Origin of the sequence: Ignavibacterium sp. (assembly GCF_025998815.1) — a bacterium.
GTDB lineage: Bacteria > Bacteroidota > Ignavibacteria > Ignavibacteriales > Ignavibacteriaceae > Ignavibacterium.
In genome coordinates this window covers 2,896,754-2,918,597 of sequence record NZ_AP026678.1, presented here as the reverse complement: position 1 = coordinate 2,918,597, position 21,844 = coordinate 2,896,754, and the positions used below count along the sequence as shown (strand labels likewise).

Annotated in this window: 17 protein-coding genes; 8 read left to right on the top strand and 9 right to left on the bottom strand. The window is 35.4% G+C overall.

The features are described from left to right. The first annotated feature begins 44 nt into the window (after positions 1 to 44). From Q0X14_RS12615 to Q0X14_RS12605, 3 genes are all read left to right on the top strand, one after another. Positions 45 to 1,589, top strand: coding sequence for a hypothetical protein (locus Q0X14_RS12615; protein WP_297839194.1), 1,545 nt, complete (start codon positions 45 to 47; stop codon positions 1,587 to 1,589). 11 nt (positions 1,590 to 1,600) lie between these two features. After that, positions 1,601 to 2,545: an alpha/beta hydrolase gene (locus Q0X14_RS12610; RefSeq protein ID WP_297839191.1), complete on the top strand. Its 945-nt coding sequence runs from the start codon at positions 1,601 to 1,603 to the stop codon at positions 2,543 to 2,545. Between the two features lie 143 nt (positions 2,546 to 2,688). Further along, positions 2,689 to 3,555: an alpha/beta hydrolase gene (locus Q0X14_RS12605; RefSeq protein WP_297839188.1), complete on the top strand. Its 867-nt coding sequence runs from the start codon at positions 2,689 to 2,691 to the stop codon at positions 3,553 to 3,555. A 3-nt stretch (positions 3,556 to 3,558) separates the two neighbouring features. Here the strand turns inward: Q0X14_RS12605 and Q0X14_RS12600 are convergent, their stop codons facing one another. Continuing rightward, on the bottom strand, positions 3,559 to 4,272 hold the full coding sequence (locus tag Q0X14_RS12600; protein ID WP_297839185.1) for a cytidylate kinase-like family protein: 714 nt from the start codon (positions 4,270 to 4,272) through the stop codon (positions 3,559 to 3,561). 59 nt (positions 4,273 to 4,331) lie between these two features. Continuing rightward, complete coding sequence (locus Q0X14_RS12595) at positions 4,332 to 5,825, bottom strand: aminotransferase class V-fold PLP-dependent enzyme (RefSeq protein ID WP_297839182.1); 1,494 nt, start codon at positions 5,823 to 5,825, stop codon at positions 4,332 to 4,334. A 149-nt stretch (positions 5,826 to 5,974) separates the two neighbouring features. Here Q0X14_RS12595 and Q0X14_RS12590 point away from each other — a divergent pair, with 149 nt between their 5' ends. Both Q0X14_RS12590 and Q0X14_RS12585 read left to right on the top strand, forming a co-directional pair. Beyond that, positions 5,975 to 7,087, top strand: coding sequence for a sorbosone dehydrogenase family protein (locus tag Q0X14_RS12590; RefSeq protein ID WP_297839180.1), 1,113 nt, complete (start codon positions 5,975 to 5,977; stop codon positions 7,085 to 7,087). Next, entirely contained in the window at positions 7,084 to 7,647 is a 564-nt protein-coding gene (locus Q0X14_RS12585) for an rRNA large subunit pseudouridine synthase E (protein WP_297839177.1), read from the top strand. The genes Q0X14_RS12590 and Q0X14_RS12585 overlap by 4 nt, the downstream gene beginning before the upstream one ends. 245 nt (positions 7,648 to 7,892) lie before the next feature. Here the strand turns inward: Q0X14_RS12585 and Q0X14_RS12580 are convergent, their stop codons facing one another. The 7 genes from Q0X14_RS12580 to Q0X14_RS12550 form a co-directional block, all read right to left on the bottom strand. After that, a complete protein-coding gene (locus Q0X14_RS12580) occupies positions 7,893 to 11,300 on the bottom strand; it encodes a S8/S53 family peptidase (RefSeq protein ID WP_297839174.1) in 3,408 nt (1,135 codons plus the stop codon). Between the two features lie 190 nt (positions 11,301 to 11,490). Beyond that, positions 11,491 to 12,669, bottom strand: a complete 1,179-nt coding sequence (locus tag Q0X14_RS12575) for a hypothetical protein (RefSeq protein WP_297839173.1) — start codon at positions 12,667 to 12,669, stop codon at positions 11,491 to 11,493. Between the two features lie 577 nt (positions 12,670 to 13,246). Beyond that, positions 13,247 to 13,819 carry a DUF4126 domain-containing protein gene (locus tag Q0X14_RS12570; RefSeq protein ID WP_297839171.1) on the bottom strand — a complete coding sequence of 191 codons (573 nt, stop codon included), beginning with the start codon at positions 13,817 to 13,819 and terminating at the stop codon, positions 13,247 to 13,249. A 31-nt stretch (positions 13,820 to 13,850) separates the two neighbouring features. Then, the gene (cydB, locus tag Q0X14_RS12565; RefSeq protein ID WP_297839168.1) at positions 13,851 to 14,879 is read right to left on the bottom strand and encodes a cytochrome d ubiquinol oxidase subunit II; all 1,029 of its coding nucleotides are present in this window, start codon (positions 14,877 to 14,879) and stop codon (positions 13,851 to 13,853) included. Between the two features lie 11 nt (positions 14,880 to 14,890). After that, entirely contained in the window at positions 14,891 to 16,249 is a 1,359-nt protein-coding gene (locus Q0X14_RS12560; RefSeq protein WP_297839165.1) for a cytochrome ubiquinol oxidase subunit I, read from the bottom strand. 102 nt (positions 16,250 to 16,351) lie between these two features. Then, positions 16,352 to 16,687 (bottom strand): gliding motility protein GldC, encoded by a 336-nt coding sequence (gene gldC / locus Q0X14_RS12555; RefSeq protein ID WP_297839162.1) that lies wholly within the window; start codon positions 16,685 to 16,687, stop codon positions 16,352 to 16,354. 21 nt (positions 16,688 to 16,708) lie between these two features. Beyond that, positions 16,709 to 17,065 (bottom strand): thermonuclease family protein, encoded by a 357-nt coding sequence (locus Q0X14_RS12550; RefSeq protein WP_297839159.1) that lies wholly within the window; start codon positions 17,063 to 17,065, stop codon positions 16,709 to 16,711. A 64-nt stretch (positions 17,066 to 17,129) separates the two neighbouring features. Here Q0X14_RS12550 and Q0X14_RS12545 point away from each other — a divergent pair, with 64 nt between their 5' ends. The 3 genes from Q0X14_RS12545 to Q0X14_RS12535 all read left to right on the top strand — a co-directional run bounded on the left by Q0X14_RS12545 (position 17,130) and on the right by Q0X14_RS12535 (position 21,784). Continuing rightward, positions 17,130 to 17,666, top strand: a complete 537-nt coding sequence (locus Q0X14_RS12545; RefSeq protein WP_297839156.1) for a hypothetical protein — start codon at positions 17,130 to 17,132, stop codon at positions 17,664 to 17,666. Between the two features lie 75 nt (positions 17,667 to 17,741). Then, entirely contained in the window at positions 17,742 to 18,398 is a 657-nt protein-coding gene (locus tag Q0X14_RS12540) for a DUF4159 domain-containing protein (protein ID WP_297839153.1), read from the top strand. After that, the gene (locus tag Q0X14_RS12535; RefSeq protein ID WP_297839150.1) at positions 18,395 to 21,784 is read left to right on the top strand and encodes a DUF4175 family protein; all 3,390 of its coding nucleotides are present in this window, start codon (positions 18,395 to 18,397) and stop codon (positions 21,782 to 21,784) included. Before Q0X14_RS12540 ends, Q0X14_RS12535 begins: the two co-directional genes overlap by 4 nt. The last annotated feature ends 60 nt before the right edge of the window (positions 21,785 to 21,844 follow it).

Here is a 21,844-nt window from a genome sequence, read left to right as displayed (position 1 = left end):
ACCTATGCCGTCCTTTTTATTTATTAATCATTGGAGGTTAACCAATGAAAAAAATCCTGATAATATTTTTTCTTGTTTTAATAAATATCATTTCATTCTCGCAGGATGATAACCGATTAAATGATCCACCGCCAAAAGAGTTTCAGTTTATAGGTTACTCATTCACAAGAATGACATCTTCCAATATCACACCAACTAATGATATTCTTCAGGGACAAGTGATTGGAAGATTATTCGGCCAGAATTCAACCAATACAGTTCCGCAAACCTCTGTTTATCTGGAACAACGATTCGTTCCTTTTATGGTTTATAAACCATCAATACTTGATGGCTTTGCAACTTTCAGAGCTTTGTTTAAAATTGATTATACCTGGGGTGATCAGGCGTATGGAGTTGGTAATAACAGAGGTGGAGCTATCAATGCAGGTCAAGTGAACATGCAAACTCTTCTTGCCAATGTTGAAATCAAACCCGACGAAAGGGATTGGAATGTTGTTGTTGGTCTGCAACGACTTTTTGATAATGTCCGTGACCCAAATGTAAATACATTACAGACTGCTCAAACAAGCGGCTACAAACTTTCATTTTGGGGAACTCAGGCAGTCGGAGTAAACATATTTGCGGATCTTTCACCTGTTACAAAAGGTCGTGCGGGATATTTTCAGTTGTGGGAAAATGAAATAAGTAAAAATGATGATGTCTCTTTGTGGATGCTTGATGTTGAATCAAGAGTTACTCCATTACTTGAGATTGGTGGAAGCTTATGGTATGTGTGGGATAAAGGAAAGGGCTCCGGTGGAATATCAGTACTTGGACAAGGACTAAACAGTGCTCTCGCAGAGTACAACGGCGCAACAAGAATAAAGCTTCCCGGTAACATTCAAAAGTATGAAGCAAACTTATTCTGGCTTGGAAGCAGATTTTCATTCAACAGAGATTTTCTTGCTGGCAGATGGTGGTTAGACGGTTTCGTTATGAGTAATCTCGGAATGATTGATACAGTCGGCTCTTCAAACGGTAAAGTTTCTGATGTGGTTGCACTTACAGCAAATGCTTCAATCTCTTATAAATATGGAATGACTGCAAATGATAAAATTTCTTTTGAGGCACTATACACAACCGGAGATAAAAACGGAATAAGCGATGGAACATTGAATAGTGTTATAACAGGAAATGTTTATGGTTCACCGGTTGGAATTTACAGCGCTCACAGAGCTTTACTTCTATTCCCGGACCCACAAGTAGTTAACAGATATTATTCTGCTGTTCACGATATTTCAAATATGGGACTTGGGGTAACTGCGGCTTTCTTAAACTTATCAAAAGATTTTATCCCAAATAAATTCTCAGGCAAAGTTGGTTTTGCTTCTGCTATTTCAAATGTAAAACCTGATGGCGGTGATTCATATATGGGAACAGAAGTGAATGTTGAGTTTAAGTATAACCTGAAAGTTTTTCTCACATTAGGCGTTAGTGCTGGTTATCTTGTGCTTGGAGATTTTTACAATTCACCCAATGTAACTTATGACAGAACCCGTCCAAAAGATCCATGGACATTCTTCACAACTTTAAGCTGGTTAATGTTTTAAGGAGGTATGAAATGAAAATAAAAAACTTTTTACAGTTAATCGGGTTAATTATACTTCAGGCATGTTCCGGTGGTTATCTTTATTGGGATAAACCAGCTTTAGAGTTCGATCAGATTGATTATGGATTTAATACAAAGAGAGCATTAGATAATCCCTACATTTCTTTTATTGATGAAGGTAAAGGCGAACAGACTGTCGTTCTCATTCACGGACTTGCAAGTAATGCAGGTTTCTGGCGATATAATATTCCCGAATTGTCAAAACAATTTCGTGTGATTGCTGTTGATTTGCCCGGATACGGAAAATCACAAAAAGGGAATTACCCCTACACACTCTCTTTTTATGCTGACGCAATAAAAAACCTGATTGATGAATTGAATCTTAAGAATGTTACACTTGTTGGACATTCAATGGGCGGACAAATATCAATAATCTTTGCTCTGAAGTATCATGAAAAACTTTCAAAGCTTGTGCTCGCTGCTCCTGCTGGATTTGAGGAATTCCAAAGAGGCGAAGGTGACTGGTTAAGAAGCGTAATAACAATGTCAGGAGTTAAAGCAACTACAGAAGAAGGTATCAGAAGAAATCTTTCAAACAATTTCTATAACTGGTCTGATAAATGGGAATGGATGGTTGAGGAAAGAGTAAGAATGAGGAAAGCAAAAGACTTTGATGAATTTGCGTATACTGTTGATCGCTGTGTTGATGCTATGCTTGATGAACCAACTTATAATAAACTTTCAGGAATAAGAGTTCCGACACTTATAATTCACGGCAAATATGATGGACTAATTCCAAATCCTTATCTTAATCCCGGCTTCCCTTCTGATGTTTTTGAAAAAGGGGAAAAAGAAATTCCAAATGCTAAAAGAGTTGAAATAGATTGTGCAGGTCATATGATTCAAATTGAAAAGCCGGAAGAATTTAACAACGCAGTAATCAACTTTTTGAAATAATTATTTCTGAGAATTAGCTGGATGTTTTGATTGTTCTTTGAGTCTTGGTGTCTTGGTTGCAACAGGAAAAATTATTCAATGCCACCAAGTCACCAGGACACAAAGTTAAAATGAATTGGTCAACCTTATCGCAAAGATTAATTATGTCTGAAATATTTTCTATTATGGTTTATCCTTTCGAAACGAAGTTCATTCAAGTTGATGATTACAGAGTTGCTTATGTTGATGAAGGACAAAGTAATAAAATCATTTTATTCCTTCACGGTCTTGGTAGTTATATACCTGCGTGGAAGTTCAATATACAAGAGCTCAAAAATCATTTCCGATGTATTGCAATGGATTTGCCTGGCTTTGGAAAATCTGACAAGAAAATTCATTCGGGTTCGATGGAATTTTATAGTAACATCGTTTTGAAATTTATCCAATCAATAGGAGTTGCCGAAGCAAATCTTGTTGGGCATTCGATGGGTGGGCAAATTGCAATCAACTGTGCACTGTATTTCCCTGACTTGATTGATAAGTTAGTTCTGATTGCACCAGCCGGCTTTGAAAGATTTACCAAAGAAGAAATTCAGATAATAAAAAACATTACTAAGCCCGAAAACTTTTTAACGACAGAGATTGACCAAATTAAAACTAATTATGAGATGAGTTTCTATAATTTTCCTGAAGAAGCAAAGTTTTTGATTGATGACAGAATTAAAATCTCAGAAGATGATGAGTTTTACAATTATTGTATTGCAATATCAAATTCAATTTCGGGAATGATTGAACAACCAATATTCGAAAGACTAAAGGAAATAAATCAACATACTCTTGTTATCTTCGGAAAGAATGACTCTCTCATCCCTAATAAATACCTGCACAGAACTACTACAGAAGAAATTGCAAAATCAGGCTGTGCTGAAATTCCACATTCAAATCTTATCCTGCTTAATGAATGTGGACACTTTGCACAGATAGAAAAATCCGAACAAGTTAATCAGGCAATTAAAAATTTCTTACTGTAACCATCAAACAAAACTTTTAGGAAATTTTATTCTCAGAGCTTCTGCTATTGTTTTCGCCGACTCTTCAAAAGTGAGTGCACCTGTATTAAGAATTAAATGATAAAGTGTTGGGTCTTCCGGATCACGGAAGAAGTGAGTCTTCAAGTATTTTTTTCTGTTTTTATCTTCTCTCTCAATGTATTCAATAGCTTTTTGTTTGGAGTAGCCAAAGACTTCCCGAACATGATTTATTCTGTTTTCTAATGGTGCAACCAGTCTGATATGAAATGCATTCGGAAGTTTTGAAGTTATAACATTTCCACCGCGACCTACAATAATCGCTTTACCCATACGGGCAATTTGTAAAATCGTTTCAGTGGTTTTGTGCAGCAAAGTCCAATCAGATGGTTTCACGCCAAGTAATTCATATACAGCATCGTTTATGTGCTGATATTTTGTTTCAGCTAAATAGCTGCTCACAATAGATGGCAGATTATGATCTTCAATTACTTTCTGAATTAATTCTTTGTTAAAATAAGTCCACTTTTGTTCGGACTCTTTCGTTTCTTTATCAAGTATTTTTATCAGATGTTCTGAAACCTCATAAGAACCAGCACCTGTCTGACGGGAAATTGTAATACATGGGAATTGTTCTTTTCTTCGTTGTGTTTCTGTTGCTTCTTTGGAGTGAGATTCGATATAACGCTTACATTTTTCGTAAGCTCCTAAGGTTAACATCGCACTTTCCTCCTTTCTATGGAGTTGTTTTGATGTGAATATTTTTTAAGAACGGAATTTTAATCTTCTACTGGTTCAACAATACCTAACTGAAACCACGATTTTATTTTCTCGTGTTCTCTGCCATCGTAAGTTTTATGAAAGAACTCATTCTTCGTTCTGTCATACCAATAATCTTTTGACCAATGATTTACATTCAGAACAATCTGGTCAATCGCATCAATGATATAGCTTAATTCATCATCTGTCATTGTTGGATGCAGCGATAATCTTACCCAACCCGGTTTTTCACTTAAATCACCTTCATCAATTTTTTCAGTTATTCTTCTTGAACGATTCGGATCAACATGCAAAAGATAATGACCGTAAGTTCCAGCGCACGAACATCCGCCGCGAACCTGAATACCAAATCTGTCGTTCAGCAATTTTACAATCAGATTGTAATGAATATCATCAACATAAAATGAAATTGCTCCAAGACGGTGTTCAACATTATCTGCAAGTATGTGGAGATTAGGAATTTTTCTTAAGCCTTCAAAAGCAATATGAACAAGTTCATCTTCACGGGCTCTGATATTCTCAACTCCCATTTCTTCTTTAAGTTTTATTGCAAGAGCGGCTTTAATAGTTTGAAGAAAAGCAGGCGTTCCGCCATCTTCCCGAATTTCAATGTTAGAACTGAATTTATGTTGTCCCCACGGATTAGTCCATTCAACTGTTCCACCACCTGGCAGATCAGGAACTTTATTCTTGTAAAGTTTGGAATCGAAGATAAGCACTCCGGATGTTCCGGGTCCTCCAAGAAATTTATGTGGCGAGAAAAATATTGCATCAAGTTTTGCTTCGGGATCTTCGGGATGCATATCAATCTTTATATAAGGTGCGGCACAGGCAAAATCAACAAAACAAAATCCACCATTACGATGCATAATTTTTGAAAGCTCGTAAATTGGTGGTTCAATTCCTGTAACATTTGAAGCAGCAGTGAACGCACCGATTTTTAACTTCCTGTTTTTATGTTTTATTAGTTGTTTTTCAAGATCAGAAACATCAACAAGACCATTTTCATCCGGTTGGATAATTACAACATCCGCAATTGATTCAAGCCAGCTTGTATGATTTGAATGATGCTCCATATGAGTAATGAAAACAACGGGACGAAGTTCTTCGGGAAGTTTTAAATAATCAATCAGTTGTTCTGGAACAATCAATCCTAAAATTCTTTGGAACTTCCGAACCATTGCTGTCATTCCGGAACCAGCAGTAATTATAACATCATCAGGACCAGCATTACAATGTTTTTTGATTATCTGGTGAGCTTCACGGTAAGATAAAGTCATCAGTGTACCGGTTTCACTTGCTTCGGAGTGAGTGTTTCCAACCATTGGTCCGAAGGTATTAAGAAGTTTTTCTTCAATCGGACGATATAATCTTCCGCTTGCAATCCAATCTGCATAAACAAGTTTTTGTTCTCCGTAGGGCGTCAAGAAAGTTGCATCAATTCCAACAATATCTTTTCTGAATTGCGCGAAGTATTTTTCTAACTCACTCATACAACAACCTGATATTTACTATTTGAAATATAATAATTTGTCCCGCTCAAATCATCATATCTAAAACCGATTGTTAACACTGTTTTTAGCTTTGATACATCGTTTTTTAATATCTATTTTTATCCATCAAATCATTTGAGGTTTTATTTATGAAACTTTCCGGAACAATCAAAATTTTATTTGGAATTTTATTCACCATCAGTATTGGATGTTCCTCGCAAGATGACAATGACAATCCTCAGATTAAACTGCCTCCCGGATTCAGAATCAGTATTTATGCCGATAATATTCCCAATGCCAGATCGATGGAATTAAGCGAAAGCGGAATTTTATTCGTAAGCACGAGAACTGCAGGAAATGTTTATGCTTTAATTGATAATAATAATGATTTCAAAGTTGATGAAGTAATAACAATTGCATCCGGACTTGATATGCCAAACGGAGTTGCTTTGAAGGACGGCGATCTTTATGTAGCTGAAGTAAGTCGAGTAATTAAATTTCCTCAAATTGAAAAAAATCTTCGAAATAATCCGACTTACATTGTTGTTCGGGATGATTTTCCAACCGCAAGAAGTCACGGTTGGAAGTTTATAAAATTTGGTCCTGACGGAAAACTTTATGTACCGGTTGGAGCGCCTTGTAATATTTGTCTGAGTGAAGACCAAAGGTTTGCTTCGATTATGAGAATGAATCCTGATGGAAGTGAACTTGAAATTTTCGCACACGGAGTTCGTAACACTGTTGGATTTGATTGGCATCCGATAACAAATGAATTATGGTTCACAGATAACGGAAGAGATATGCTCGGTGATGATATTCCGCCTGATGAACTTAATCACGCACCTGTAAAAGGATTGCACTTTGGTTATCCTTTTCTGCATGGCAAAAATATTCTAGATCCCGAATTTGGTTCACAGGCAGATACTTCACTTTACACCAAACCTGCTCAGGAACTCGGACCACATGTTGCAGCACTCGGAATGGAATTTTATACCGGACAAATGTTTCCTGAAGAATATCGTAATCAGATTTTTATTGCTGAACATGGTTCCTGGAATCGCTCAAAGAAAATCGGATACAGAGTTTCTCTGGTAAGATTAAAAGGAAATAATGCAGTCAGCTATGAACCATTTGCCGAAGGTTGGTTGAAAGGTGAAACTGTCTCAGGAAGACCGGTTGATATTGAGCAAATGCCAGATGGTTCATTACTGGTTTCAGATGATTTTGCGAATGTGATTTACAGGATTACTTATCAGCAATGATTGTGTTGTTTAATAAACCTTTTAATGTATTATGTCAGTTTACTGATAATGAAGGAAGAAAAACTCTTGCAGATTTCATTCCGATAAAAAATGTTTATCCCGCCGGCAGACTTGATTACGACAGCGAAGGATTAGTTTTACTTACCGATGATGGAAAACTTCAGCATATAATTTCAGATCCAAAGCATAAGTTGCCAAAAACTTACTGGGTTCAGATTGAAGGAATTCCAACGAAAGATGCATTAGAGAAATTAAGAAAAGGCGTTTTGCTAAAAGATGGGATTACAAAACCAGCAAAAGTCAGATTGATAAATGAACCAAATATTTGGGAAAGAATTCCACCAATCAGATTTAGAAAAAATATTCCGACAAGCTGGATTGAATTAACAATTTCCGAAGGAAGAAACAGACAAGTCAGAAGAATGACGGCGGCAGTTGGCTATCCGACATTGAGATTGATAAGATATTCAATTGGTGAATGGAATTTGGGAAATTTGAAAGTTGGAGAGTATCGGATTGTAAAAGGCAGAGAGGTAAGAGGTAAAAGGTATATGGTATAAGGAATAAGGATATAAGGTTGGATTGGATGAATCTTCATTGTAGGGTTCGGACTCTGTCCGAACCGCAACAATTCAACACATCAGGAACGAACAGGAGTTCGTTCCCTACAAAAATAAAATTGATTAATAAAAAAGAGCGGGTAATTAACCCACTCTTATTAGATTTAACTCAATAATATCTAAAAATCCCTTCTCCTTGGGATGGCACAGCCATTCCTAACGGAAGAGGGATTTAGGGATGAGGCTTACTTAATCACCATCATCTTCTTGCTTGATATATATGAACCTGCCGTTAGCTTATAGATGTAAACTCCGCTTGCAAGTGCACTTGCATTGAATTCTACTTTATAACTTCCCGCTTCTCTGTATTCATTTACTAAAGTAACTACTTGATTACCAAGCACATCATATACTTTTAATGTTTGCCAACTGCCTACTGGCGACTGCCAACTGATTACTGTCGTGGGATTAAACGGATTAGGATAGTTATCAAATAGTTTGTACTCGGTTGGTATTTCTTCAGAACTCGCGGTGAACATTGGTTTGTTTATTCCTTTCAGGTACAAACTGTCTGTTTCATACCTCCCTACTGTCTTCAGTATATATGCCTTGTTTCCTGTTGTTGTAGTTGTATTGAATGTCAAATCTATTCGCTCTGTTGGTCTCAATTCCCCATAATTACCATCTACATTGTTTAGCTTTCCCTTTATCTCTCCATTTAACGAATGTAATGCACTGTTTAATGTAAGAGTTTTAGTTTTTACTGTCCGTAAATTTATTACAAATGCAAAGTAATCCAACTCAAGTGGCTTATTAACTTGTAACTCTATTACTCCAGATGGCAGATTAGTTATTCTCTTGCTTATTATACTTTTATTTGGTCTGAGGAAGAATTCTGTTATCGGAATTATCTCTGTTACTTCTTCTCCCTGTTCTGTTATGGTTTGTTTCCTTAAATTCATTCTCAGTGAACTTAACCTTTTCTGAGACGGTGGTGGCTCTACTCCTCCAAGCACTACATCACCATCTGCTTCAACTCCTTCTGTAAACCGGGTGATTGTTATAACATCTCCAACATTTAGCTGAACTGTTACCGAGTCCATATTCCCAAGTGCGGAAGTTATATCTGTTTGACCATTGAGCATTATCCTCAGTGGTATTGTTGAACTGTAGTTTATTACCTGTCCTTGTTCATTTACAACTATATTCTCTCCCTGGTTTGCTGTTGCTTCAATCAGAGATATCTGATCAAACCAGCTATGCTCTGTCTGTGGCTCGTGAACTGTAAGTTTTATCTTATTATTTACGGGTGTTATCGGAGTATTGATAAGATAATAGTCTATTACATCTTTACCAGGGTTTCTTAGTGATGTAATAAGAAGAGGATTTTCATCGAAGAGCATTCCATTCTGTTCAAATGAAAGAGTTGGACAACCATTACAATCACTGAGTATAGGAGTATAACGCATAGTGCTTTCACCTACTGAATTGCTTACCGTACAACCAAAATCCCAGGTAGGTCCTTCAGCTCCAAGAGCAACTGCATCTGCGCTGCTGTAAGTAATTGTACATCTGTTTGAATTTGGACTAAAGTTGACTGTTACACCCGAAGGAGCATTATATGAAAACCAGTTATAAGTTAAATTACCATTACCTTGAGAAAGATTAACATAAACATATCCTGTTGTACCTTTACATATTGGATTGGGCGATTGTGTGAAGTTGGAGATTACAGGGGCAATCATAGGTTTTCCTAAAATAATAAATCTTTTTGAAGGGTTATAGGGAGCCCATTCATTAACAGATACTCCCCGACTATCATACTTCAAATAATAAAAATATGTAGCTAGAGTAATTGAATTTGAAGTAACTGACTTATATACCCATCCTGTTGCGTTATTTGGTTCATCAGAAGAGTAACCTTCAGAATCAACAAACCATCCCAATGGTGCCTCTGAAAATCCATTTAAGGTAATTTGTACTTTATATTTATCACAGATATAATAACCTGAAGCCAAGTCTGGTTTAGGCGGGGTTAAAAATCTAACCGGAATGTTTTCACCAATCCGATTAATAGAAGCAAAATCCTCAAAATAATTGTAGTCAGAATTTAGCTGTGATTTTAGTTTTGCCAGGGATTTACCGGCATCAAGTCGACCCCAACCATATAAATTATCCTTTCCTAGAGCACCGATATCTGTAGCATTTTGAGTAATTAAATCTTTTACTTGTTGCTCTGTTAAGTTAGGATCCAATGAAAGTATTAAAGCAGCAACTCCTGATACTTGAGGACAAGCAGCTGATGTCCCACCGAAATCTGACATATCATCCCCAGAATTTTTTCCAGCGCTTCCCATTCTGTCTAAAGTCCTTATATCCTGATCACCACCTATAGCAGTAATATCAATTCTGCTCCCTCTTGAACTATAATTTGCTATGGTTCCATATTTTGTAATGGCACTAACACATAACACTCCCGAAACAGTAGCAGGGTAAGTTACAAAACTTCCTGTATTTCCAGCAGCAAATACAACTATACAACCTTTTCCACTTCGTCCATTTGTTCTTGCATTATTTATTGCATTAGTTATAGCTGGCCATGTAAAACCATTTTGCGTGTAGCCCCAGGAATTACTTAATACATCTGCAGCTCCATTATTCCAAGCCCAATTTATACCATCTGCTATTTCATCATTAGTTGTACCGGGCACAAAAATATTTATGGTTAAGATTTTGACATTTGGAGCAACTCCTCTAACATTAATGTCATTGTGAGATGCTGCAATTATCCCAGCACACGCTTCTCCATGATATTCACTCATATACCATGGGGCACCATTTCCACCAGTATGTGGTGTGTAACCACCTACTATTCTACTATTTCCACTGCCATCTTTAAGATCATTGTGAGCTTCTACCCCGTCATCAATCACTGCAACTTTAATAGCTGAAGAACCTTTTGTTATATCCCAAGCTTCCGGGGCATCAATATCTGAATCTAGAACTCCCCCTATTCCTATTTGCTTGATATGGTTTAAAAAATATTGTGCGGAATAAAGTGGATCTTCGTGTCTTTCGATATTAGCAATAAAATCGGGATGACAATATTCAACAATACCACTTTCATAAATTTCATTTGCCAAAGATACTAGATCAACATTAAGTCCTGTGATCTTAATCTGAGGAGTTCCATAATGTGTATAATCAAATACAGCCCTTCCATTTATGATCTTTATAAGATCATTTAAAGCAACTCCTTCTTTTAATTTGAAAGAGATTCTATTTGTTGGTCTGAGTGGCGTTACACCGTTAGCAATGTAACCAAAGGAATACCACTCAATATCCTCCATCGTTAGGCCAATAGAGTTTAAAATTTCACTTTCTAGCTTTTGGTTAGCTCTTTCAAATATTAGGACCACCATTTTTTGGTCTCCCGATACAATTGCCTCAGTAAGTTGGGGAATGTTTTCATAAATAGATTTTGTGTTCTTATAATATCTTTCTTGCTTAAAAACTACTACTAATGTAGTGTAGTCGAAAACAATACTAACCCTCTGATCTCCTGCCCAAAAATAATTATTATTAGCAGTTAGTGTAGGAGAAAGGGTGAATACTGCAACTAATACAGTAATTATCATCATTATAAGTTTCATTTTTTTTACTCCTTTTTATATAATCCTTCGGATTGGAATAGGTTTACATTATTTTTATTTTTAATTAACAAACAAAAAGATGCCCGTTGGTTAAATCCAACGTCATTCCATCAGCATCATTTGTTTGTGTTTTATAGCCGTCATTGTGTTACGAGCACAGTGACGGTTTTCTTATTTTGTCATTCCACATTCACCTCCTTTTATTTGCTGTTATATATTTTCCCATCCTGACATTACGGGGAATATTTGTATAAAATCCCATAGAGTCATAAGAAACAGGATAATAATCTATTATTTGCCCATTCAAAGCATCTGCTTTAACTAGCCATGCTTTTACTCCGTTCTGAAAATCAAAAGCTACGGTTGGTGTTATAAACAGAGTGCGATTATCTTCAGCAACAGTTATTCTATCAGAGTAATAAAGGTTATTTATTAAAACACCCATTGTATTACTTTTTACATCGTAACGCCAAACTTTCCCGGAACTAGGGAAATTGTAAAGATGGCCTCCGGGATCGCTGATGTAAATACTTTGTCCATCAGGGCTAATTGCCAATTGTGAAAATGCTCCGACTTGAAATTCATTTATAATTCTTTCTTGAGTGAGATCAATTATAAAAAACGATCCGAACCCACCTAATCCTCGCCAATTCCAAGCTGACAAAAACAAAAATTTATCATCTGGAGTTATGACAAAGTCAACATCAATAAGACGTGGGTAATCAATACTATTAAACAATTTTATTTTTTTAATTACTTTCATTGAGTCAAGATTGTAAATTCCAAATCCAACGAATTCACGATTCTCAACCATTCCAAAGTAAAATACATTATTTTTTTTTGAAGCATAAATACCAGAATACGAATCGAAGATAGAAGAAGTGTCTTGATGTATTAAACTAAGAGATGCTCGATCAAAAATATCTATTCCTTTATAACCATAAGCAATCAAATATTTTTCGTCATAACTTTTAATTAATAAAGCTTTTGCATAGGGAAGCTGTACACCCTTAGTAATAGTAAGAGGTCGCAAGTTACATGAATATATAGAATAGTCAGCACTTCGCCCCCAACACGAATACCAAGTACTATAATCTGGGGAGAATTCAATTGTCCAAGGAACACCAGGAGCTGTTATCATACTATCAATTAATTCAAGAGAATTTGCATTGAGAATCCAAAGTCCTGCAGTACCATCCATAGAAAGATATACCGCGGCATCTTCTGATAAAGGTATTAAAGTCGTATCCTCTACATCATTCACATCACAAGAAGCAAAGAATAAAAACAGTACTGAAATTAAAATCTTTACCCAGAACATATTGTAAAAATTATTTAAACTGGTCATATAATATTTTTTTGTATTCATTTTGGTTTTAATATAAACTTTAACAAAATACATTTTAATTAAATTTATAACCTCAAAAAATCATAGTCAAATAAAACCAGAGGTGTAAAAAGGGATTGAAATGTAATTAGCTAAGTTGTCAATTGTTAATTGATGGGGGGGGGTAATTGTTTGTGGCGTGCAAATGTTATTTTGTCCCAAATAAATATAGAAAGTAACTGATATGAAAGTGAGTTTTATTCCGTGCTTTATTGCTGCGACAAATGTGGTAGTTAATCGCATAGATAGCTCCTCTTACATATAAATATTACAAATTTTATTCCTTCAAATTTTCTTTGATTAGAAAAAATTTTTGCGGTCGGCTTTTTAAAATAGTAATAGGCGAGTAATACTTACCTGTAAAAAGTAAATGTTTGTAAAATTTCTTTGCGACAATATTGGGGACAGATTTGTCGGTGAGAGGTATGAGGAATATGGTATAAGGAAATAAGGAATAAGGATATAAGGTTAGATTGGATTAATCTTCATTGTAGGGTTCGGACTTGTCCGAACCGCAGAAAATCATTCAGGAACGAACTGAAGTTTATTAACTGTTAAATTAATTCTCAGGCGGTGGTGAAAAGAATTTTTTCTTTATCATAAAAGAAAAATAAACTACTGCAATCCCGACAATCAATACAGCAACAAGAGGAAAAAGTATTGCGATTACAGATAATGCCGTTGAACTTGTTGCTTCGACAGTTGAGACAACCGGATTGGCAGTTCCACCAGTTAAAGCTGAAGATTTTAATCTAATAAGTCCCGTAGCTGCGTGAATCGTTCCGGCAACTCCTCCACCGGCAATTAAAGCCAAAGCCCATTTCACTAATGGTGAAAATTCTGTTACAACTGCGCCCGTTAAAATAATTCCGGCAAAGATTGAAAGCGGATGTTCAATTGTATCAAGAAAATTATCAAGCCAGGGAATGTAGTAAGCTCCTATTTCAACAATTGTTGCAACTGAAAAAGCAACCAATGCAGGTAATGTTCCAATCCATTGAAAATATGTCGAGAGCTGAAGATTGCCTGTATAAGCAGCAATTGAAACAATTAAAAACGGAATGAAAATTCTGAAACCAACTGCGGCTGCAAGTCCGACTCCGACAAAAACACTTAAGATTAATTCCAACATTTTATTCTCTTCCGACTATTAAAGAATAATTTTAATAACTCATATTAGTTAGTTTTACTTTACCACGGAATATCCAATAAATACTGATAGTATAAGCCAGCACAAAAGGAACTCCGATAGCCGCAATGATTAACATAATCGTCAAAGTCTTTTGTGAAGATGCAGCATTATAAATCGTGAGACTGAATTCGGGATTTGGGTTTGAGAGAACTATGTTTGGAAAAATTCCAACTGCAAAAAGTGCAAGCAACGATGCAATGCTTGCTGCAGATGAAAGAAATGCCATAAACTCTCTTCCGTGATGAATCTCTCGTGGGATGTTTGCAATTGCAAGCATATTAATTAAAGCCAAAGCAAAGAGCGGTGGAAAATCTTTAAAATGTTTGGCCATATTCGGGAAATATATCAATGTTGCCATCGTGGTAGTTACATAACAAATCACAAAAAAAATAATTGAATTATTCACCCAACCTTTTAATCTCTGATTCAGTTCGCCTTCTGTTTTGAGTACACCGTAAATTGAACCATGCATCATGAACAATGCAACTGTTGTAATACCGACTAAAACTGTGTAAGGATTAATCATATTCCAGAATGTTCCAACATACTCTTTGTTTGCATCGAGTGGAATTCCGGTAATAATATTTCCAAGCGCAACACCCATCAGGAAAGCAATTAGAATACTTGCAACACTGAAAGCTACATCCCACATTTGTCGCCACCATTTCATTGGTCTTTTACTTCTGAATTCAATGGCAACTGCTCTGAAGATTAGCATAAAAAGCAACATAATTATTGCATTATAAAATCCTGAAAACACAGTTGCATAAACATGAGGAAAAGCTGCGAATAATGCTCCACCACCAGTAACCAACCAAACTTCATTTCCATCCCAAACGGGCCCGATTGAGTTAAGCATAATTCTTCTGTCAATATCTTCTTTTACAAGAAGATGAAGAGCACCAATACCAAGATCAAATCCATCAAGTATTGCATAACCTGTAAGCAGTAATCCAATCAGAATAAACCAGATTGTATTTAAGTCTAATGTGAATTCCATAATCATTTCCTTTAAGCTTTTGGATGACCAATTTCCGAAGGAATTAAATCCGCTTCCTCAGGTCCGTGTTGTATTTTATTATTTAACAAATAAATGAATAGAATGAACAACCCGATATAAATTAATGTGAACATAATGAGTGAATACCATACTTGTCCTGCCTGCACTGCTTTTGATAATCCTTCTGAAGTTTTCATTAATCCATAAACTATCCACGGTTGTCTTCCGACTTCAGCGGTAATCCATCCGACCTGATTTGCAATTTGAGGAAGAAGAACTGAGAAAACGAATATCCACAACAACCAACGATGTTTGAACAATGTTCCTTTCCACCAAAGGAAAACCCCTAGAACAGAAATAGCAATCAGCATAAATCCAATTGCGACCATTAAATGATATGCCTGAAATACAATATTTACAGGTGGTCTTTCATCTTCAGGAAAAGAATTTAATCCGGTAACTTTTGTGTTTGCATCCCAGCCAATTAAATAACTAAGCATCGAAGGAATAGCGATTCCGAATTTTACTTCCTGATTATCTTCATTAACCCAACCAAACAAATACAATGGCGCATTTGTCTGATCATCAAATACAGCTTCCATTGCTGCAAGTTTTGCCGGTTGATTTTTTGCAACTCCAACAGCACTCTGATGTCCTGTAAACAACTGAAACAAAGAAGCAATCAATGCCATTACAAGTGCAATTTTAATAGAGGATTTTGCAAATCGAATATGTTTGTCTTTAAGTAGATAATATGCAGCAACACTTATTACGAGAAAAGCTCCGGCTAACCAACAACCTGAAATTGTATGTAGTAATCTGTCAATTGAGGAAGGATTGAATACCATTGCCCAGAAGTCAGTAATTTCTGCACGGGCATTTAAACCTTCTCCAACAATGTGATAACCCGCAGGAGTTTGCATCCACGAATTTGCAACCACAATCCAGATTGCACTAAACATTGATCCGAGCGCAACCATAAGTGTTGAGAGGAAATGCATTTTGGGTCCGACTTTATCCCAGCCAAAAACCAAAACAGCCAGAAAACCTGATTCAAGGAAGAAAGCAAAAATACCTTCGGCAGCAAGAGCGCTTCCGAAGACATCTCCGACAAATCTTGAATAAGTTGCCCAGTTTGTGCCGAATTCAAATTCCATTACTATTCCCGTTGCAACACCAATAGCAAAAGTTAAAGCAAACACTTTAACCCAGAATTTTGTCATCTGCTCATAAAATTTATCTTTTGTTTTCAGATACATTCCTTCTGTGATTACCATAAAAACGCCCAAACCAATGCTGAGCGGTGGGTAGATATAATGAAATGCAATTGTTACGGCAAATTGTAATCGGGAGAGAATCTCAACATCCATACTTTGACCTAAGATTTATTTTTTTGTATAAGCAAATTAGCAAAAGTTAATTGCTGGTTAAAGTGATTTTTGTGTTTTAAACAATTGTCAAGTATTTCAAAATTATTTCTTAAAGAGATTTAATCTCTCGGCAAAATCTGCTGCAAAATTTTTCATCAGCATTGCAGTATCTGAATCCTGAGTTGCACGCTGATAAGATTCGGCTAACTTTACCAGCATCTGATGATAGTGAATATTCATTTCTTCAATCAGCATTTCTTTTGTCCACAAGTCGAGACCCATTGTGACCGCATCTTCTTTATCCCAAAGAGAAAGAAAAAGAGTTTTAGCTTCTCGTGTTCCATCGAATCCTGCATCATCAGCTTCCCACTGAATTTTCTCAGGAAGATTTTTTTCATCAAGTTCAACAGTGAAAACTATTTTGGATGTTTTATTCATAACGGTTTTTCCTTTTTAAGATTAATACTTCTGATACTTTGCGAATTTATTTTTAACCATTTCATCATTGATATTGACAAATTTCCCTTCTGAATCTTTTAACCAGATTTCTCCAAGATACCTTCCGTATTTTTCTTTCGAATCCTTTATTGTCTCTATAATTATTTCTTTATCAAGAATTAAATTTTTTAGAAAATCCCGTGAAGCTAATCCTTTATTTCTTTCTTTGCCTTTTAACTCCGGGGCATTAATTCTGTTCAGACGAATTTTTTCTCCCCTAATCCATGTATGCAATCCCAAATCAATATCAATTGTACAGGTGTCTCCATCATAAACAGAAGTTACTTTTGCTTTATAGTGATATAATTGTTTATCCATTTTCATATCCTTTTATTTTGGTCAATAGCTGATTATTTTGATGCGCCAAAATTGGAAGATTAAATTGAAAATAAAAATTCCGTTTATACTTGTACTACTGTTTTCATCAAGTTTATTTGCTCAAGTTGCAATAAGTGCAGGAACAATACTTGGTGCCAGTTCATTCAGCAGCAATTCTCCTTCAGTAGGAGGTTTTGCTTCGGGACTTTTTATTGAAACTGATACTCCATTATTTGAAGAAGTTTTCCCGAGACTCGGAATAACTTTTATGAAAGACATTAACGCAGTATTACCTAATAACAGAAAAGCATATTATCCATCAATGCTTGGATTAAACTTTAAAGGTGTTACTTCACAATATTTTGATAGTAAAATTTTTCTTGAAGAAGGAATTGGTTTACTTGCTCTCAACGATAAAACTTTTGTTGATAAAAATTCCTGGGAGTTTGGTTTGGCACTTTCATTTTTAGCCGGATATGATATGAGAGATTTTAACCTAAGAGGATTAAAAACCGGTGCGGCAGTTGAGTATGGTTTAACTTTTACAGGTTCACTTCCTTCTTATCTGAATTTTTATCTGCAGTTTCATTACACTTTTTAGTTTGCTGTACCGATTTTTACCATTAAACCAAAGCTTGTTGTGATTTATCTTTGAACAGAAATTTTAAGTAGAAAAATGAAAAAGATTGTCCCTATAATAATTTTAATTTGCTTTCAGTCTGCATTAGCGCAGGTTAAAGATGGTTTTATTATTGCAAGATTGAAATACAATGGCGGAGGTGATTGGTATAATGATCCTTCCGCAGAAGTTAATTTGCTGAAGTATGTTGCAGCAAATACAAACATCAAAACAATTCCTGAATATAAATTTGTTGACATTCAGAGCGATGAAATTTTTTCTTATCCTTTTCTTTTTATAACTGGTCACGGCAACATTGTATTTAGCGATGAAGAAGTAAAACGCTTAAGAACTTATCTTGAAAACGGTGGCTTTCTTTACATTGATGATGATTATGGAATGGATAAAGCTATAAGAAGAGAAATGAAAAAAGTTTTTCCTGATAAAGATTTTGTCGAACTTCCTTTTTCACACAAACTCTTTAATATTTATTACAAGTTTGATAATGGTGCTCCTAAAACGCACGAGCACGACAAAAAACCACCTCAGACATTCGGAATTTTCATTGGCGAAAGAATGGCTGTGCTTTATACTTATGAATCAAATCCAAGTGATGGCTGGGCTGATCCTGAAGTTCATAAAGATCCGGAAGAAAAAAGAATTGAAGCACTTAAATTTGGTACTAACATTATTCTATTTGCACTAAGTCAATGAGTGAATCGCAATCAAAATATTATAGCGAAATAATCAGTAAGCTAGAAAAACTTGTCAGAAAAAATTTTTCATTGATTACTGCCAAAGGATTGTTGATAAGTCTTTCAATCATAATTGCTGCATTATTCCTGTTTATACTTGCGGAATCATTATTCAGATTTTCAGCTTCAATAAGAACTATACTTTTTTATAGCTGGGTTGTAATTATTATTTCATCACTTGCTTACTTTGTGTTCATTCCAATACTTAAACTATTCAACATAATCCCTTCGAGAAATTATTTTGAAACCGCTAAGATTGCCGGACTTCACTTTCCTTTTGTTAAAGACGAGTTACTTAATTCACTTCAACTTGTTAATGGCACTTCAACAATAAATCTTTATTCAGTTGAATTAATTGATGCGGCATTCAGTAATGTTTATCAGAAAGTTAAAGACATTGATTTTTCCGAAATCATCTCATTCAATTCACTCAAAAAACATTTCACAAATTTTATAGTAATTGCTGCTGTTGTTTTATTTTCGGTGTTGCTCATCTCACCAATCGCTACTGCAAGCGGAAGATTTTTCAGTTATGGAAAAAAATTTATTCCTCCTGCAGAATTTCAGTTTGAGGTTTTTCCCGGCAACACCAAAATCACTAAAGGAGAAAATGTTGAAGTTAAGATTAAAGTAACCGGAAAAGATCCTGGCGAAATATTTTTAGCAGAGAAAGATGTTACAGAAACAGGATTTACAAATCATAAACTTGAAAGAGATTCGGTGGGAGTATATTCCTACAAATTTCAGAATATCAGAAACACAACAGACTATTTTGCTTTTGCTAAAGAAATAAGAAGTGAAGAATATAAAATTGAAGTAACCGATCATCCTGTAATAAAACTTCTGGAAGTAAAAATTATTCCTCCGGCATATTCAAAACTTCCTGTAACCGAACAGAAAGATAATGGCAACATCACGGCACTTAAAGGTTCAATAGTAGAATACAAGTTGATTGCAAGTAAAGAGGTTAAAAGCAGTAAAATAGTTTTTAGTGATTCAAGCGAAGTTCTGTTAACCTCAAACAATAATCAGGCAAGTGGTTCAATCAGAATCTCGGGCGACAAAAATTATCAGATAATTATTACTGACTTAAACAATGATAACAATCTCCAACCGGTAACTTATAGTATTAAAGCCCTTGAAGATGCTTATCCGTCAATTGAACTGAACTTTCCAAGAACTGATATCAATCTTCCGGAAGACAATCGCGTTCCAATAAATCTTAAAGTTTCTGATGACTTTGGATTTACAAAACTTGTTTTGAACTACAGATTATCTTCATCACAATACGAAAAGCCGCAAGAGAATTTTTCACAGATTGAAATTCAGTTTGACAAAAACATCAAAGAACAGTTTGTTGATTACATCTGGAATCTGACAAAACTTTCTCCCGCAGTAAATGATGTGTTTACATTTTATCTGGAGATTTTTGATAATGATAACATCAGCGGACCAAAATCAGCAAAGACACAAACAATAAATCTTCGTGTTCCATCGCTTGATGAAATTCTCGCTCAAGTTGATAAAACGCAGGATGACGCACTGAAAGAACTTCAGGAAACAATCAAAGAAGCTCAGGAACTTAAAAAAGATATTGAGCAGATAAATCGTGACTTGAAGCAGGATAAGAAAGAATTAACCTGGGAAGAAAAACAAAAGATTGAAAAGGCACTTGACAAATTCGAATCTCTGCAAGAGAAAATGCAAAGTATTTCTGAAAAACTAAAAGATGTTCAGAATGAACTTCAACAGAATAAACTGCTTTCAAAAGAAACACTTGAAAAATATATGCAGCTGCAGGAATTGATGGAAGAAATGACAAGTGATGAGCTGAAAAAAACTTTGGAACAAATGCGACAAACACTTGAGCAGCTCAACAGAAATATGACTCAGGATCAGATGAAGAATATGCAGATTGATGAAGAGAAATTCAGAAAAAGCATTGAACGAACTATGAATCTTCTGAAGAGAATTCAGATTGAACAAAAGATTGATGAAATGCTTAAGAGAACAGAGAGAATGAATGAGAAACAGGAGGAACTTAGTAAGCAAACAGAAAAGAGTAATCCTAACGATCAAAAGGAAAATGAAAATCTAAGCAAGCAGCAGGATGAAATAAGTAAAGAGCTTCAGAACCTTGAAAACACAATGGAAGACCTTAAAGAAAAAATGCAGGATATGTCAGATGTTCCGAAAGAAGAGCTTGACAAACTGATGGAAGAGTTTGATAAACAGCAGAATGAACAGCTTTCAAAACAGGCATCACAAAATCTGAAGCAGGGACAAAAACAGAATGCACAAAAAAATCAGAAGCAACTGAGCAACAATATGCAGCAGATGCAGCAAATGATGCAGCAAATGAAAGATCAGATGATGCAGCAAAATCAGATGCAGACTTTTACTGATATGATGAGAATAATCGATAATCTGCTTTCATTATCAAAGAAACAGGAAGAATTAAAAAATCAATCGCAAAAACTTGATCCAAACTCATCACAATATCAGACACTGGCTCAGCAACAGAATGAAATTAAAAATAATTTGAACAAGCTACTTGAACAGCTTGCACAATTATCGCAAAAGACTTTTGCTGTTACACCTGAAATGGGTAAGGCGCTCGGACTTGCAAATAAAAATATGGAGCAATCACTGAGCAATATGCAGAACAGAAATCCAAAAAATTCTGCGATGTTTCAGCAGGAAGCTATGGGAAATATGAATCAGGCGATTATGATGATGAAAAGTCAACTTGAATCAATGATGCAAGGCGGAAGCGGACAAGGAGGAATGATGTCTTTGCTTCAACAGCTTCAGCAATTATCCGGTCAACAGATGACATTAAATAATATGACTCAAATGTTACAGCAAATGCAACAAGGAAATCTGAATCAGGAACAGCAGGCACAACTTCAGAGACTTGCTCAACAGCAGCAGTTAATTCAAAAATCACTTGAGCAACTTAATAAGGAAGCAAAAGAATCCGGCGAGTCAAAAAAAATTCCTGCAAATCTTGAGAACATCGCAAAACAAATGCAGGAAGTAATTACTGATATGCAAACCGAAAAACTGACTGATGATTTAATTCAGAAGCAGGAAAGAATTTTATCTAAACTTCTTGATGCGCAACGTTCAATCAATGAAAGAGACTTTGAACAGGAAAGAAAATCTGAAACAGGAAAAAATATTGTAAGACAAAGTCCTTCAGAGCTTAATCTGCTTAAACAAAAGAAAGATTTCCTGAAAGATGAGATTGATAAAGCAATTCGCGAAGGATATAGTAAAGATTATGAAGAACTCATTCGTAAATACTTCGAACTTATTCAGCAAGAGGTAAAACCTAATTGATATAAGTTTGATTTACTTTTCATTTCATACTATTTTCAGACCTCAGGAAACCTATCTTTA